This window comes from Deinococcus radiopugnans ATCC 19172 (assembly GCF_006335125.1).
Lineage (GTDB): Bacteria > Deinococcota > Deinococci > Deinococcales > Deinococcaceae > Deinococcus > Deinococcus radiopugnans.
This window is the reverse complement of sequence record NZ_VDMO01000001.1, coordinates 323,305-338,789: the sequence shown is the minus strand read 5'-3', so window position 1 is coordinate 338,789 and position 15,485 is coordinate 323,305. Positions and strand designations below refer to the sequence as shown.

Sequence of the window (15,485 nt, the reverse complement as noted above, 5' to 3'; positions counted from 1 at the left end):
CCCAGGAGGAGACATCACTTTGGATACCCTCGCTCGACAGAAGATCGCTCAGGCCCTCGCCACCTTGCAGCTGCACGAGGTGTGGATCTTCTTTACCCAGGAAGGCAGCGACCCCAGCGTGCCTCTGGTCTTTGGCACGGCCCTGAGCGGGCGGGCCGCCCTGATGCTGCACCCGGAACGCGGCGCGCTGGCCCTGTGCGCCAATTATGACCGGGGCCATCTGGAACACCAGGGGCAATTCGATGAGATTCGCGCCTATACCACCGATTTTGCCGAGGCCTTCTGTGGCTGGCTGGCTGAACTCGCTCCCCGGACGGTCCTGCTCAACTTCAGTGAACACGACCCACTGGCCGACGGCCTGAGTTACGGTCAATACCTCGTGCTGGACCGGCTGATCCGCCGCGTCCTGCCGCAGGTCCGGCTGGAGAGCAGCCAGACGCGGCTGGGCGCGGTGCGGGGTGTCAAGACGCCCGAGGAGATGCGCCGCCTGCAGCAGGCCATCGACCGCACCATCACCTTCTATGACCGCCTGTTGCCCACCCTGCACGCCGGGCAGACCGAACGCCAGATCCAGGCCCGCATGAATACCCTGGCCGCCGAACTCGGCACCACGCCCTATCTGGGTGGGCATGGCGGCCCGCTGGTGTGCATCAACCGGATCGGACTCGCCCACCGCGGCCCCACCGACGAGGCCCTGCGCCCCGGAGATCTGCTGGTTCTGGATACCGGCCTCGGCGTGGATGGGTATTTTTCCGACATCGCCCGCACCTGTTATGTCCGCGCCCCGGGAGAAGATCAGGCGCCTTCAGAGGTGCAGGCCGTCTTCCAGGCGATCCACAGCGCGATCGACGCGGCCTTCGGCGCCCTGAAGCCAGGCGTCCAGGGCAGTGAGGTCGACGCCGCCGCGCGCGCGGCCCTGCGGCAGGCCGGGCAACCGGAACTGAGCCACGCCACCGGCCATCAGATCGGGCGGCACGTCCACGACGGCGGCACGCTGCTCGGCCCCGTCTGGGAACGGTATGGGGCGGCCCCGCACGGCACCGTGAAGGCGGGCGAGGTCTACACGCTGGAACCGACGGTGGTGCAGTCACCGCTGCCCAGCATGATCGTCGAGGAAAACGTGGTGGTCACGGACGACGGGGCGCGCTGGCTGAGCCGCCGTCAGGAGCAGTTGTGGCTGATCTGAGGCCCGACCGCCTGACCGCCTTGCGGGCCCACCTCGCTGAAGTGGACGCCGTGCTGATCACCGCGCCGTACCAGCTCCGCGCGTTCTGCGGCGCTGAGGTGTCGGCAGGAACGCTGGCGCTGACCCCACAGGGTTCTTTCCTCCTGCTGGACCCCCGCTATCACGACGCCGTGACTGCCCCAGCACAGGTTGACATCAAACCCTACGCCAACGGCCCGCAGCGCCTGCAGACGCTGCGCTGGGTGCTGGGGGGTGCGCGGCGTATCGGCGTCTACGCCCAGGCCCTGACCCTGGCTGAGATGGATGCGCTGAGTCCAGGCGACGAGTTGTGCTTCGTCCCCATCGACGGTGTGCTGGACAGGTTGACCAGTCTGCTCACCCACAGCGAGATCGCCAGTCTCCAGCGCGCCGAGACGGTCACGCGGCGCGCACTGGAAGCGGCGTTTGCGGCGCTGCGGGCCGGGGTCAGCGAGCGTGAGATCCGGCAGGTGCTGCTGGGCGTCATCGAGCGGGACAGCGAGGGGCCCGCCTTCGCACCGATCGTGGCCTTTGGCGTGCGCACGGCGCTTCCCCATGCCCATCCCAGTGTGGCCACCCTGCAGCCAGGCGACCTGGTCACCATGGACGCCGGAGCAGTGGTCGACGGCCTGCACGCCGACCTGACCGAAACCCGCATCTTCGGTGCCGCGCCGGGTCAGGACCCACAGGCCCAGGCCCTGCTGTCGGTCGTCCGCTGTGCGCTGGACGCGGCGCGGCGGGCCACCCGTGCGGGAGCCACCGCCGAGGAGATTGACGAATCGGCGCGCGCGCCGATCCGCGAGGCGGGGTTCGATAAGCAGACCCTGCGCGGGATCGGCCACGCCTTGGGCTACCAGACGCACCAGCCTCCGATTCTTCGTGAACACGCCCAGGACCGGGTTCAGGTGGGTCAGGTGCTGGCGCTGGAACCCGGCGTCTACCTGCCGGGTGTGGGCGGCGTGCGGCTGGAAGAGATGGTGGTGGTGGGCGAAACCAGCGCCATGCCCATCGCCGAGTGGCAGAGCGCTGCACACCCGTCAAGCGCCGCCAGAGGTGCGCAGTGAGTCTGAGCCCCGCGGCCTTCCGTGCCCACTTTCCTGGACTGGGCACCTACGTCCACGCCAACAACTGCTCGCGGGGGGCACTCAGCCTGGACGTCGAGGGCGCGCTGGGTGAGTACCTGCAGTCCTGGCGGGCTGGCGGGTCCCCCTGGGGCGAATGGATGGGGGTGTGGGAGGAAGCCCGCGCCGCGCTGGCGCAACTGATCGGTGCCCGGCCTGACCAACTGGCACTGACCGACAGCGCGAGTCACGCGCTGGCCGTGGCCCTGCGCGCCCGGAGCGCGGCGGACGGCCCGGTGGTGATTGAGGAGCACAACTTTCCGAGTGCGTACTATCTGGCCGACGCCCTGCGGCGGGACGGCTACCAGGTGCGCTTCACGGCCGACTTTCCAGGTCAGACCCCCCTCGAGCGGACGTGTGCGGCCCTGTCAGGTGCCGCCACCCTGGTCCTGGCGCAGGTCAGCTTCCAGACCGGCGAACTGCTCGACGTCGCCCGCTACGTGGAAGCGGCCCAGGCGCAGGACTGCCAAGTGATCCTCGACGGCTACCAGGCCTTGGGCATCGTGCCCACCGATGTCGCGGCGCTGGGGGTGGAGTATTACCTGAGCGGCACGCACAAGTACCTGCTGGGCACCGAGGGCTTCGCGTTCCTGTACGCCGCCGGCGGGGGCACGCCCCACGCCCCGGGCTGGATGGCCGCGGACGATCCGATGGTCATGGACCTGATCGGGCGGGACCTGAGTCCGGCGGCGCGCCGTTTCGAGTCGGGAACACCGAATGTGGCCGGGGCCTACGCGTGCCGGGCCTCACTGACCCTGCTCAGTCAGCTCCCCGCGCCGGTGCGGCTGTCGCAGGTTCACGCCTGCGTCTCGGTGGTTCGCCGGGCGTGTGATCACGCTGGACTGGGGGTGGTCACGCCCAGGGAACCGGCCCGCCACGCCGCCATGATCGCGCTCAGGGCCCACGACGCCGGAACAACGGCGCCGGCCATGCTGGAAAGTGGCCTGCTGGTCAGTGCCCGGGGGCCAGTGGTCCGCATCAGTTTTCACGCCTACAACACGCTGGACGAGGCTGGCCGCATCGCCGAATGGGTGGCCGCCCATCCCCACCATTTTCAACAGGAGACTCCATGAAGCAGCATGTCCTGGTCGTCGGGGCCGGCATCATCGGTGCCTGCATTGCGCTGGAACTGAGCCGTCAGAACAAACGCGTCACCCTGCTCGAAGCGGGGGCGCCGGGCAGCGGCATTACCCGCTGGTGTCCGGGCGGGGTGCGCCAGCAGTGGGGCAGCGACCTGAATATTGTGCTGGTCCGGGACAGCCTGCCCTTTTTCAACAGCGTCGAACAGCTGGACGCCGGGCTTCACTTCGAGCGCTGCGGCTACGTCTTTCTCGGCTACAGCGAGGCGGGTGAGCGCTCGGCCAGGCAGCTGGCCGAGCGTCAGCAGCGGCTGGGGGTGAACGCACAGGTGATCGGGGAGGACGCCTTGCAGCGGCTGTGCCCGGACATCGTGACCCGGGGGCTGCGGGCGGCAAGTTACGGGCCGGACGACGGGTTCATCAATGATCCGGTGCGCCTGACGCAGGCGGTCGTGCAGGCCGCGCAGGAGAGCGGCGCGCTGCTGGCTCATGGCCGCGCCACAGCGCTGCGGACGGACGACGGAAGAATCACAGGGGTCCAGACCGAGGGCGGCCCACTCACGGCGGACGTCACGGTGCTTGCGGCCGGCCACGGTGCCGGCGAGCTGGCCTCCAGCGCCGGGCTCAATCTGCCGCTGCATGCCGAGGAGCGCCGGCTACATTACCTGGACCGTGCACCGGCCCAGTACTGCACGCCGTTTCTGGTGTCGCCAGACCACCAGTGGGCCGGCAAGCAACTGGGCCACGCCTTCTACATGAGCGCACTGGGCACCCTGCCTGAAAGTGATGACGTGTTCAAGGCACAGACCTTCGAGCGGGGCGCGCACGTTCTGGCCGACCTGGAGCAACTGCGCAGCACGCACATCGTCCGCGGCTACTACAGCTCCACCCCGGATTTTCAGGCGATCGTGGACGCGCCCATCACCCATCCCGGGCTGGTGTTGAGCGTGGGCTTCAACGGCAACGGCTTCATGATGGCCCCGGCCAACGCCCGACTGGTGGCGTCGCTCGTCACGGGCGACACGCCGGCGTACGATCATGCCGATTACCAGCTCGGCCGCTTCAAACAGCAGGTTCACATGGAAACGGCGGTCATCTGATGCTGGTCTTTACCTTTGCCGCCGGTGAACTGCACGCCCGGCTCGAGCCTGGGCTGGCCCCGGTCACCTGCGCCGCCCTGCGTCAGGCGCTTCGCACGCCCGTGACCGTCCGGGTGCGGCACGCCATGTTCACAGGTCCGGAGATGTCGATGCAGCTCCCCACCAGGCCGCATCCACAGCTGCTCCAGACCCCTCTCGAAGCGGCGGTGATCATGCCCCTGGAAGGACAGGTCCTGTTTACGGTGCTGCCGCCGCATGTGTGGCCGGGCACGACGGACGCGGTCTTTGATCTCGGCATCTACTACGGCCCTTACGGCAGAACCTTTTTCCCGAGTGGCTGGCTTCCGGGCAACGCGTTTGCCCGGATCATCCCCGAACATCACGGGCTGATGAAGAAGATCGGGCGCTCTCTGCTCGAGGACGGCGCGCAGGACGTGACCATCGTCATGCGGGGGCAGGAAGCCGCAAGGTAAAAGAACGGGGGCCATTCCCGGTTGCTCCGGTGAGCGAATGCCGACCCCGGCGTCACACCCCGTCCACAGCCGCGGTAGATCAGTCCTGACGCGCATCGAAGGATCTGGAATGCGTCTCTTCGAGAATCCTCAGGCGTGTCCTGGACCGCCCACCATCAGGCTTCCCCTGCGGACTGCGCCTGCCCAGCTTCGTCAAGGGCCACGGGGTCCTTGATCATGAGATCCGCGACCTCTAGCCCGGAGATCAGGGAGATGGGCAGGCGGTCTTTGGCCTGCGCTTCCATCCGCGCCCCCTCGCTGTACCCACCTGTGGTGAAGAACCAGCCCACCTCGCCGTGCGACAGGCTGCCGCGCAGCTTCTGAATGTCCGGCCGGGAGACGTGGCCCGAGTACCGTTTCACCTGCACGGCCACCCGTACCCGCATGAGCTCCTCGATCACCAGCACGCCGCACACGTCCACCCCGGCGTCGTTGGTAAGCGGCGTCCGGCTGACATCGTGGACTCCGAGGGCCACCAGCAGGCGCTCGATGACTCCTCCGGAGACCATTGGGGAGAGCTTCAAGAGACGCCTCACCAGCGCGGCGCTGCCCGGCCGAGGCCGCGATTTGCCCGGCGCTACAGCATCTGGACGTGTGCTGGCCCGCCGCGCTGAAGGCGCAATGGGCGTGACTTTGGAACCCGTCTTGGGCGCAGCCTTCGGCTCCGCTTTTTTCAAGGCCGGTGACGGTGTTCGACCACCCAGCAGGATGAGATATACGGACTTTCCACGCCAGCCGGGCTTGTGCGTCGTCTTGAACCTGGCGGGAAGCTGCTGGGCAGCGCGCTGGGCAACGTCTTGCTTGACGGCCGCTTCCACCTCGGACGACGTGACCGTGCAGACGGCGCAGCACGTCCACCATCGGCTGGGATCCCGTCGAGGCGCTCATCACGCAGACGAGCACCTCGATCAGCTGCTCGGCCCCGGAGCCTGACCTGGCATCCCCTGCGCGAGAACCCCTCCTCGCCGGCTTCAGGAGTTTCGGAGCGGCCCGGCGAGCCACACGACTTCGCTGGTTTTCCGGAACATGCCGCTCAGCCTGGCGTCCGCCATTCCGCGTGAAGCTGACAAACACGGCAGAACGCCCCCTCCCTGCTGGCCGACTGGCCCCTTCAACCCAGCAGTCCCTCTTCCAAGGAGGCCGGCGGCCACTCGGGCAACTTCAGGACCGCTGTGAACGGGGCACTCCCCTGGACCTGCTCCACGTCGACTGGCCCCAGATAGAAATACAGGCCTGCTCCAACAGGCTGGACGAACAGGTGCAGGGTGTAACCCAGCCGGCGGTGATCGGCAATGGCCTGCCCCGGGCACCGGTCCGGCACCATGCGGTTCTGACTTTCCCAGGAAAAGAAACGCCTGTCCTGCAGGAAGCGGTTCTGGTACTGGTGGCTGGTCTGCACGTCACGGGTGTCCAGTTGCGTGAGCAGCGCGATGTCGCTTCCCATCTGCACGACCCCGGTATTGTGCCGCGCGGGATCGTACTGGACGCCCAGATGGTTGACGATCTCGCTGCGGCGGTAGCCGTGGTACCGCGTCAGGTCGCCGGGCGTCCGCAGCACTCCGCCGTGCCGCTCGGCGTAATCGCAGGCCAGGAGGTATTCCAGGCGGCGTTCGGCCTCCTGGGCGAGCCGTGGGTCGGTGCGCAGCCGGGCTCTCAGCGCCGGAGCGAAGGCTCCACCACGCAGCAGCGCAAGCCGGCCAGGTTTCTTCTCCAGGGTGGTCCGCGCCCGGACCAGATCGACGTCCTGCTCGCTCTGCCACTGCGGGAAACGCACGAAAAACGTGCCCACGCCGTGCGCTGGATCCTCCGGAAAGAACACCACGGCGTATTCCCCGACACGCTGCAGTTGCAGGTTGGTCTCTACCGCCCTCAGCAGCGCGCTGACCAGCGGGTCATGCACCAGGAGCCGCTCCCACCGCAGCGGAACGTCGCCCGCTCCCCGCTCGGCCACGGGTCAGGTCATTCCTCCGGCGCGCCGTCAATGCAGGTATTTCTCCAGGTCAGCTCGGGAGCGCGGCCCCGGAACTTCCGAAGGGAGCGTGCCCCGTGCGGCCACGCGACTGAGGCGGCCTGAAGGGCAGGGCTCGGCGCAGCCTGGCCAGGCCGACCGACGTGCCCTGCCCCACTCTGGCCGAGTTTGAAGGTGCGCTGGACGGGGACTTAGCGGCGCGTGTTCCGGGGGCGACGGCACGCCCTGGCTGAGTAGCCCGCCTGGAATGGACCAGCGGAATCAGCCGTGCTGTAGACAGCGGCTTCACACCGTCCTAAGCTGTGGCTCATTAAAGAAATCCACTTCAGCTTCCCAGGTGAAGGCTTTCCTTTATGGCTGCGGAACGGCTCCGCAGGCATCGGCACTCCAGAGTTGAAAGGCAGATTTCCCGGAGGCTTGACCATGAAGCGAACGAAGACGGCAGTGGGTGGGTTGGTGTTGCTCTCGCTCTTCCTTGGGGCCGGCGCCCAGGCGCAGGACACGATCAACGTCGGGGCCAACATCGGCAACGTGCCCTGGGAATTCCAGGATGCCAGCGGCGCCAACGTGGGGTTCGAGATCGAGCTCGTCACAGAGATCGCCAAGAACCTGGGCAAGAAGGTCAACGTCGTCAACACCCCCTTCAACGGCCTGTTTGCCGCCGTGCAGTCCGGCCGCATCGACGTGGCCATCTCCAGCATCACTGTCACGAAAAAACGCCTGGAAACCGTGGCGTTCACGCAGCCGTATTACGATTCGGACCAGTCCCTCACGGTCGCCAGCGGCAGCACGCTGGGCAACGTCAGCGCCTTTAAGGGCAAGACCGTGGGCGTGGACACCGGCTCGACGGGGGCGATGTGGGCCACCACCCATCAGGCTCAGTACGGGTACAAGATCCGCGAGTACACCGGTCTGAATCCGGCCATGCTCGACCTCAAAGCGGGACGCATTGACGGCTACATCTCCGACATTCCGGCCCTGCAGTACTACGCCAAGGTCACCGGCGGCGTCAAGGTGGCCCAGCGCCTGAAGACCGGCGAGCAGTACAGCATGATGTTTGCCAAGGGCAGTCCGCTGGCCGCGCAGTTCAACGCCCAGCTCGACGCCCTGAAGAAGAGCGGTTACCTGTCTAAACTGCATCAGAAGTGGTTCGGGGCCGTGCCGGAAAAGGACACTTCAACCGTGACCGTCCTGCCGATGCCCAAATAATGGCGTCCCGCTGACGATGGGCCAAAGCAATGAAACTGCTTGACACCTTTTTCAATCTCAATGTCCTGGACTCGGCCCTCCCCGCCCTGCTGCGCGGTCTGCTGATCACCCTCGAACTGGGGGTGGTGAGCGCCGTGGTGGGCACGCTGCTCGGGCTGGTGGTGGCGTTGCTGGGACTGTACGGGCCGCGCTGGCTGAGGATGTTGGTGCGCTTTTACATCGACGTTCTGCGGGCCATGCCGCTGCTGGTCTTTATGGTGCTGATCTACTACGCCCTGCCATTCGTCAAGATCCTGCTCCCGGCCTTCACCTGCGCGGTGCTGGCGATCTCGCTGATCGCCTCGGCGTACGTGGCCGAGATCTTCCGCTCGGGCATCGAGGCCATCCCCGCCGGACAGTTCGAGGCCGCCCGCTCGCTGGGCCTGCACAGCTGGGACGTGATGCGCTCGGTGATCTTGCCCCAGGCCCTCAAGATCGTGGTGCCGCCGCTGACCGGCAACGCGATCTCGATCATGAAAGACACCGCCATCGCCTCGGTGGTGGCGCTGCCCGAACTGCTTCAGCAGGCGACGTCGCAGCAAGCCCTCTCGGCCAACCCGACGCCGCTGGTGGGCGCGGCGCTGATCTACGTGGCGCTGCTGTTTCCGCTGGTGCGCCTCGTCAGCCGCTTCGAGGCGCGGGGCAAACTCCGGTCCGGCCGTTGAGCACGGACCAGCCGCGTTCTCTCCCTGCCCGGACCTGTTGACAAGGAAGGTCTCATGACCACATTGCCCGTCTCGACTCCCTCCACCGTCTCCCCGCTGGAGCCACACCTGGGCTTCATCCGCTCACAGTTTCCCGCCCTGGACAGTCCCTGGGCCTTTTTCGACAACGCGGGCGGCTCCCAGGTGTTGCGCGGCGTGGCCGAACGGGTCAGCGCCTACCTGCTGAGCACCAGCGTGCAGCTCGGGGCCAGTTACGCCGTGTCGCAGGAGGCCAGCGCCCGGGTCGAGGCGGGCGTGCAGGCGGCGGCCAGGTTCATTCACGCCGCCGATCCGCGCGAGGTGGTGCTGGGCGGCAGCTCGACACAGCTCGTCGCCAACCTGGCCTCCGCCATGGGCGAGTGCCTGAAACCGGGCGACGAGATCATTGTCACCGACACCGATCATGAGGCGAACGTGGGGGCCTGGACGCGGCTGGAGTCGCGCGGGATCCACACCAGGATCTGGAAGGTCAACCCGCAGACGCTGCACCTTGACCTGGAAGCGCTGGACGCCCTGATGACAGAACGCACGCGGCTGGTCTGCTTCACCCACGTCTCGAACGTGCTGGGCACCATCAACCCGGTGGCGGAGATCACCCGCTTCGTTCACGAACGCGGCGCGCAGGTGTTCGTGGACGGCGTGGCCTACGCACCCCACCGGAGAATCGACGTCCAGGCCTGGGACGTGGACTATTACCTGTTCAGCTGGTACAAGGTCTACGGCCCACATATCTCGCTGCTGTTCGGCAAGCTGGGGCACCTGCTGGCGCTGCCCAGCATCAACCACTTCTTCGTCTCGCCGGACGCGGCGGCGTACCGGCTGCAACCCGGCAACCTCAACTACGAGCTGACCTACAGCCTGACGGGGGTCAGCGAGTACATGGCCGCCTTGCAGACGCGACTCGGCGTGGACGGTCTCGGCGGGGTCTTTGACGCCTTCGCCGCGCACGAGGCGGCGCTGGCCGGACGGCTGCTGGAGTACCTGGCCACCAGGCCCCGGGTCCGGGTGATCGGGCATCCCTCAGCAGACCCCACGGTGCGGGTCGACACCATCAGCTTCGTGGTGGACGGCGTGGCCTCGTCTGAGATTCCTAAATTTCTGGACGGGCAGCACGTTGCGGTGCGCTACGGGCATTTCTACGCCTACCGCCTGATCCAGACACTGGGCCTCGATCAGACCGAGGGCGTGGTACGCGTCTCGATGGCCCACTACAACACCCTGGAGGAGGTGGACCGTCTGATCGCCGGACTGGACGCCTTCGGGCTCTAGAGTGGAGGGGTTGTCGATGTCATGCCTGTGGCCCATCTTCCCCGCTGAGCGGCCCCTTCGGAGGTCAGAAGCTGGCGGGGGGTGCCGCTCATGAGCCTGATCATCAGCGGCGGCACCGTCGTCACGGCGGAGGGCCAGTTTCAGGCCGACGTTCGCGTGGACGGTGGACAGATCGCGGCGGTGGGGCGCGGTCTGGCGCAGGCGGGCGACGAGGTCATCGACGCGGACGGCAAGCACATCCTGCCGGGCGGCATCGACGTCCACACCCACCTGTCGATGCCCTCGATGGGCACGGTGACCTGCGACGATTACTACACGGGTCAGGTTGCGGCGGTGATGGGCGGCACCACCACGCATCTCGATTTCTGCATTCAGCCGAAGGGCAGCAGCCTGAAAGCAGCGCTCGACACCTGGCACGGCCGGGCCAGAGGACAAGCGGTGATCGACTATGGCTTTCACGTGGCCGTGACCGATCCATTGCCCGAGGTGCTGGACGAGATCGCCACGCTGCCGGACCAGGGCGTCACGTCGATCAAGCTGTTTCTGGCTTACAAGGACACCCTGCAGGTCGACGATACGGCGCTGTTCCGCTGTCTGGAACGGGCGCGTGACGCCGGCGTCCTGACGCTGGTGCATGCCGAGAACGGCGACGCCATCGAGGTGCTGATGGCCGAGGCCGTGGCGCGGGGCGAGACGGCCCCCAAATACCACGCCCTGACCCGCCCCCCGGAACTGGAGGCCGAGGCCACGGGACGGGCCGTCGCGCTGGCCGAGGTGCTGGGCGCGCCGCTGTACATCGTTCATTTGAGCTGCCGCCCGGCGCTGGTGCGGGTGCGTGAGGCCCAGGCGCGGGGCGCGCGCGTGACCGCCGAGACCTGCACCCAGTATTTCTTCTTTACCAAAGACGATCTGGACCGTCCCGGTTTTGAAGGCGCCAAGTGGGTGTGCAGCCCGCCGCCCCGCGAGAAGGAGGACCAGCAGGCGCTATGGGCCGCGGTGGCCGACGGCACGCTCAGCGTGATCAGCACCGACCACTGTCCGTTCCGGTTCGACAGCCAGAAAACCCTGGGGCGGGACGACTTCACCCTGATTCCCAACGGCGTCCCTGGCATCGAGGAGCGTCTGATGGTGCTGCATCAGGCCGGCGTGCGCGGCGGCCACTTCAGCCTGGAACGCTTCGTGGCCCTGACCGCTACCAATCCAGCCCGCAGTTTCGGTCTGGGCGGCGTAAAGGGCAGCGTCGCGCCGGGTTACGACGCCGATCTGGCGCTGTGGAACCTGGCGCGCCCCCACATGATCACGGCGGCCACGAACCACAGTGCCGTCGACTACAGCCTGTACGAGGGCATGGCCGTCCAGGGCAGGCCAGTCACGGTGCTCATCCGTGGGCAGACGGTGATGCATGAGGGGCGCTTGCTGGCCGAACGGGGCAGTGGTCAGTTCTTACACCGTCAACGCATCTGATCGTCTGAACTCCAGCTGTGGGGCGTTCGGCGGACGCCCAGGACTGGCCCGGCTGAAGACCTCTCACGCCTGTTCCAGAGCTGAGCACCCTCTCCCACGGCTTGGCAAGGCCTGGGGGCTTTCTTGCGGATCGCCCCTTCGGGCGACAGGGTGGGCTCGAGCGGCTGGTCCCCTCGTGCTCAAGCACGGCACTGACGGCGAGCGATCTGTGTGTTCTGCAGCGCCTGGACGTTGACGCGGTGATGTACGGCGTGCTCGTGACCAGCGAACAGGCAGAGCGAGCGAGTGGCCAGGCAGTTCCGTGGCGTGTTCGTCAAATGAACTTTCGCCTGGGCCTGATGGGCCGCGCCTTGGAGTGCAATGTTGTACCGGCCGGAATACTGTCTAGAACGACGGAGTTCTGACCCTGCCAGTTGTGCGCTTGGCTCGATCTCTGTACCCTCCAGGACAGCGCCTACCGCCTCCCACGTCGTCAACGTGACGCTGAGGAACTGCCGCATATTCAGCGCTAGACAAAGAGGAGATCCATGACCGAATCTACCCCCACCGCTCAGCCTTCCCCCCTCCCCTCCGTCATGAAGCACCTGCGCGCGCTGGTGGAGGCCACGGGACCCAGCGGCTCCGAAGAAGACGTCGTCCAACGGATAGCAGCGGCGGCCCGCCCGTATGCCGACAGCCTCGACGTGGACGCTTTCGGCAACGTAATCGCCGTGCGCAACGCGGCCCAGGAAAACGAGCGGCGCTGCGTTCTCTCGGCGCACATGGACGAGGTGGGTTTCCGCGTCTACAAGATTGGGGCTGATGGGTTTTTGCGCCTGGAGAAGCTGGGCGGCTTGGATGACCGGATTCTCCCCGCGCAGCGCGTCTGGATTCGCACCGAGAACACTGGGAAATTGCTGGGCGTGATCGGCACCAAGAGCGCCCATCTGCTGGGCGACGCTGACCGCGCAAATGTCGTCCCATACGCCAGTCTGTACGTAGACGTCGGCGCACGCAGTCAGCAGGAGGTTCTCGAGATGGGCGTGGCGGTGGGCGATCCGGTGGGCTTTGTCGGCAGCCTGGAAGAACTGGGCCGCCAGAGTGGCCGCTACACCGCGCACGCCCTGGACGACCGGGCGGGCTGCGCCGTGCTGCTGACCCTGCTCGAACGTTTTCACGAAACGCCCCCGCCGGTCACACTGATCCTGGTGTTCTCGGTGCAGGAAGAAGTTGGCCTACGCGGCGCATCGGCGCTGGCGCGCCACCTTCGGGCCGACGTGGCGCTGGCGCTGGATATGACGGCCGGCGACGACACGCCGGAGTTCTCCGGCGCGCACCTGCACCTGGGCGCTGGCCCCACCGTCAAGATGATGGACGCCTCGACCCAGGCGCATCCGGCCATTCGCCGGGGGCTCTTGGGGGCGGCCCAGAAGCGGGGCCTGGCCGTGCAGCGCGAGGTCCTCAAGGGCATCGGCACCGATGCCGGGGCCTTGCAGTATCTGGGTCAGGGCGTGCCGACGGGAGCCGTTTCGGTGGTCAACCGCTACACCCACAGCCCCGTCGAGGTGCTGGACAGCCGCGATCTGGAAGGGGCCGTGACCCTGCTTGAAGGTTTCTTGCATGACCTGCCTGGCCTGGACCTGCGCTTCACGGCGCTGCCTGACCAGTCACCAGATGGGAAGGCGTCGGGCTGAACGCCCACCCATACTGCAAGGAGCGTAGGTCACGAGTTCAGCCTGGGCGCGGTGATGGGCAGCCCAGATGGGTCTGAAGGAGGGCCACTGTCTGCGAACGGGTGTCCGTCCTGTGCTCAGGGGCTCTACGGCCAACTGGGGCGTGCTGATCGAATGATTCAATCCGATGTCGTTGGACAGATTGACCGCGCTGGCGGGGCAGCGTCTCTGCCCCGCCAGTATTGCTTAAACCACCAGGATGCTCCCCTGGGCTTCGAGTGAACACGGCAGGGTGGGATCGAAAGTAATGCTGATGGCGCTGGCCACGAAGAAGTCCCCAATATGCTGAGCGGCGATCTCTGGCGGCGTGCCTGGTTTGGTCTGGTTAACGTCCTGGGCAAACACGTAGACCCGCCAGACGCCGCGCGCGTCGAGCTGATACTTCAGCAGCCGGCGGTACGCCCGTTCCAGGTCGAGGGACCCGGCATACGTGCCGTCGTTGGCCGCTGGATCAAAGTCCAGTCCATCATCGCTCAGGGGCACGACGAAGTAGAGGCCGCCCGGCGCGACGCGGTCTCGCTGGACCTCAGTTTCCGCACGCACGCGGGGCTGGTGGGCACGGCCAACCGGGTTTTTGCGGCGCTGCTGGGACCCCTTCACGTGCCGCTGAGCGCCGAGCGGGATGGTGGCCCGGGGCCATCGATCGAGGCCTGGCAGCTGGAGGAGACCAGACCCAAAGCCCGCACGCGCGCTGCCGAGGCGGCACATCTGGCGGCCCGGGTGCGGGCGCTGCTGGACGGACCGGCCACGGTGCACGAGGCGGGCGGCGGTTCCCTGCTGGATACGCCGGAAGCCCGGGACGGGCTGGCGTTGCTGGCGGCGGTGGCCCTGCATGACCCGGCGGCGCTGGTGACCACGTTGCGCTCCCCGCTGTGCGGCGTGAGTGACGCGGCCATCGCGGACCTCGCCCGCACCCGTGATGAGGACGACGACTGGTTCCGCGCGCTGGAGTGCTCGGCAGATCAGCGGCTCGGACGAGCCCAGGAGCTGTTCCGTGAGTTGCAGCGGCGGTGCCGATCCGAGCCGCCCAGCACCCTGCTGCAATGGGCGAACCGGCTGACAGGCTACACGGCGGTGCTGGCCAACCTGTGGAACGCCGGGCGGCGGCTGGCGGACTGGCGGGGCCTGACCGAACTGGTGCGGGAGCTCGAGCGCGGCAGCGACGAGACGTTCAGCGTTGTGCTGGCCCTCCGCGAGACGCTGCGCGCGGGCGTGGACGTGCCCCGTCCAGTCCTGGAGGCCGGTGACGCCGTTGTGCTGTCCACCATGCACTCGAGCAAGGGGCTGGAGTGGCCGGTGGTGATCGTGGCCGATCTGGGCTGGAGCGCGCCGCATGGGGCGGGCGATGTACTCGTGGACAGCGAACTGGGGGTGGGGCTGCGCCAGGGCGACGAGCCGACGGTCGCGTGGACGCTGATCGCCGCGCGCCGACGCGCCCGTGAGGAGGCCGAGGCGCGCCGGCTGCTGTACGTCGCCCTCACCCGCGCACGCGACGCGGTGGTGCTCAGCGCCAGTGGTCCGGCTGGACCGGGCTCACTGCTGGAACTGCTTACGCCTGGCTTGCAGGCGGCCGGGGTGGAGCTGCGTGAGGTGGCCACGCCGGAGCTCGACACGAGGCGGGCCACCTGGCCGGATCCGGCGCCAGCGCCGCTGCCCACCGTGCTGTGGCCGGATCCAGTGGACCTGCAGACATTGGATGGGGACCTGGGATCTTTCCATTTGATGTGGAACGTATCTGAGCTGCCCTAGCGGTAGAGCCGGATGGCGACACGACGGGCGTCGGTGAACTCGCCGTACGAGCTGACGCACGACAGCGTGAAACGGCCTACCGACCTCTTGCCCGTCGGCCTGAGCGCAGCGCCCTTCGAGCCGGGACAACGTGACCTCGGTGACGGCCGTACCCGAGGCGAAGGTTAAGGCCCGGGCCAGCACCGAGACCGGGAACCTGGCCTCGCAGCGTGCTTTGTGGCTGCCCGTCGGCCGCCCACCTAGAGCATTTGTCCGAATTGCTGCACCAGAAAAAAGACTTCTGATGCCTCCATTCTCCCAAATGCTCAGCAAAATTCACTCACTCCGTTCGGTCAAAAGCAGACAGCACTTTTG

At 67.2% G+C, this 15,485-nt stretch carries 14 protein-coding genes; 11 read left to right on the top strand and 3 right to left on the bottom strand.

Translation table 11 applies throughout. The annotated features are described in order from the left end of the window. Positions 1–19: 19 nt before the first annotated feature. The 5 genes from FHR04_RS01395 to FHR04_RS01375 are packed head-to-tail and all read left to right on the top strand — an operon-like array spanning position 20 to position 4,977. Complete coding sequence (locus FHR04_RS01395) at positions 20–1,186, top strand: M24 family metallopeptidase (RefSeq protein WP_170213804.1); 1,167 nt, start codon at positions 20–22, stop codon at positions 1,184–1,186. Beyond that, positions 1,174–2,268, top strand: coding sequence for a M24 family metallopeptidase (locus tag FHR04_RS01390; RefSeq protein WP_139400177.1), 1,095 nt, complete (start codon positions 1,174–1,176; stop codon positions 2,266–2,268). The genes FHR04_RS01395 and FHR04_RS01390 overlap by 13 nt, the downstream gene beginning before the upstream one ends. Then, positions 2,265–3,398, top strand: coding sequence for an aminotransferase class V-fold PLP-dependent enzyme (locus tag FHR04_RS01385; protein WP_139400176.1), 1,134 nt, complete (start codon positions 2,265–2,267; stop codon positions 3,396–3,398). The genes FHR04_RS01390 and FHR04_RS01385 overlap by 4 nt, the downstream gene beginning before the upstream one ends. Next, a complete protein-coding gene (locus tag FHR04_RS01380) occupies positions 3,395–4,504 on the top strand; it encodes an NAD(P)/FAD-dependent oxidoreductase (RefSeq protein ID WP_170213803.1) in 1,110 nt (369 codons plus the stop codon). Before FHR04_RS01385 ends, FHR04_RS01380 begins: the two co-directional genes overlap by 4 nt. Then, positions 4,504–4,977, top strand: a complete 474-nt coding sequence (locus FHR04_RS01375; protein ID WP_139400172.1) for a DUF3830 family protein — start codon at positions 4,504–4,506, stop codon at positions 4,975–4,977. Before FHR04_RS01380 ends, FHR04_RS01375 begins: the two co-directional genes overlap by 1 nt. Positions 4,978–5,132: 155 nt before the next feature. On the opposite strand, the gene FHR04_RS01370 is transcribed toward FHR04_RS01375, so the two are convergent. Then, positions 5,133–5,540, bottom strand: coding sequence for a restriction endonuclease (locus tag FHR04_RS01370; RefSeq protein WP_139400170.1), 408 nt, complete (start codon positions 5,538–5,540; stop codon positions 5,133–5,135). A gap of 587 nt (positions 5,541–6,127) precedes the next feature. Beyond that, entirely contained in the window at positions 6,128–6,967 is an 840-nt protein-coding gene (locus tag FHR04_RS01365; RefSeq protein WP_139400167.1) for a DUF3427 domain-containing protein, read from the bottom strand. Positions 6,968–7,408: 441 nt separating this feature from the next. On the opposite strand from FHR04_RS01365, the gene FHR04_RS01360 reads away from it, so the two are divergent. The 5 genes from FHR04_RS01360 (at position 7,409) to FHR04_RS01340 (ending at position 13,343) form a co-directional block, all read left to right on the top strand. Further along, positions 7,409–8,194, top strand: a complete 786-nt coding sequence (locus FHR04_RS01360; protein ID WP_139400165.1) for an ABC transporter substrate-binding protein — start codon at positions 7,409–7,411, stop codon at positions 8,192–8,194. A gap of 29 nt (positions 8,195–8,223) precedes the next feature. Further along, positions 8,224–8,898, top strand: coding sequence for an amino acid ABC transporter permease (locus FHR04_RS01355; protein WP_139400163.1), 675 nt, complete (start codon positions 8,224–8,226; stop codon positions 8,896–8,898). A 54-nt stretch (positions 8,899–8,952) separates the two neighbouring features. After that, on the top strand, positions 8,953–10,206 hold the full coding sequence (locus tag FHR04_RS01350) for an aminotransferase class V-fold PLP-dependent enzyme (RefSeq protein WP_139400161.1): 1,254 nt from the start codon (positions 8,953–8,955) through the stop codon (positions 10,204–10,206). A gap of 90 nt (positions 10,207–10,296) precedes the next feature. Further along, a complete protein-coding gene (hydA, locus tag FHR04_RS01345) occupies positions 10,297–11,670 on the top strand; it encodes a dihydropyrimidinase (protein WP_139400159.1) in 1,374 nt (457 codons plus the stop codon). A gap of 527 nt (positions 11,671–12,197) precedes the next feature. Beyond that, positions 12,198–13,343: a M42 family metallopeptidase gene (locus tag FHR04_RS01340; RefSeq protein WP_139400158.1), complete on the top strand. Its 1,146-nt coding sequence runs from the start codon at positions 12,198–12,200 to the stop codon at positions 13,341–13,343. A gap of 225 nt (positions 13,344–13,568) precedes the next feature. On the opposite strand, the gene FHR04_RS01335 is transcribed toward FHR04_RS01340, so the two are convergent. Then, entirely contained in the window at positions 13,569–13,925 is a 357-nt protein-coding gene (locus FHR04_RS01335; protein WP_139400156.1) for a choice-of-anchor X domain-containing protein, read from the bottom strand. A gap of 9 nt (positions 13,926–13,934) precedes the next feature. Here FHR04_RS01335 and FHR04_RS01330 point away from each other — a divergent pair, with 9 nt between their 5' ends. Next, a complete protein-coding gene (locus FHR04_RS01330) occupies positions 13,935–15,131 on the top strand; it encodes a 3'-5' exonuclease (RefSeq protein ID WP_139400154.1) in 1,197 nt (398 codons plus the stop codon). Positions 15,132–15,485 lie beyond the last annotated feature (354 nt).

Bases quoted from the DNA above. Each gene is read 5' to 3' on its own strand.
- hydA (WP_139400159.1), top strand. From the start codon at position 10,297: ATGAGCCTGATCATCAGCGGCGGCACCGTCGTCACGGCGGAGGGCCAG.
- FHR04_RS01355 (WP_139400163.1), top strand. From the start codon at position 8,224: ATGAAACTGCTTGACACCTTTTTCAATCTCAATGTCCTGGACTCGGCC.
- FHR04_RS01350 (WP_139400161.1), top strand. From the start codon at position 8,953: ATGACCACATTGCCCGTCTCGACTCCCTCCACCGTCTCCCCGCTGGAG.
- FHR04_RS01360 (WP_139400165.1), top strand. From the start codon at position 7,409: ATGAAGCGAACGAAGACGGCAGTGGGTGGGTTGGTGTTGCTCTCGCTC.
- FHR04_RS01340 (WP_139400158.1), top strand. From the start codon at position 12,198: ATGACCGAATCTACCCCCACCGCTCAGCCTTCCCCCCTCCCCTCCGTC.
- FHR04_RS01380 (WP_170213803.1), top strand. From the start codon at position 3,395: ATGAAGCAGCATGTCCTGGTCGTCGGGGCCGGCATCATCGGTGCCTGC.
- FHR04_RS01375 (WP_139400172.1), top strand. From the start codon at position 4,504: ATGCTGGTCTTTACCTTTGCCGCCGGTGAACTGCACGCCCGGCTCGAG.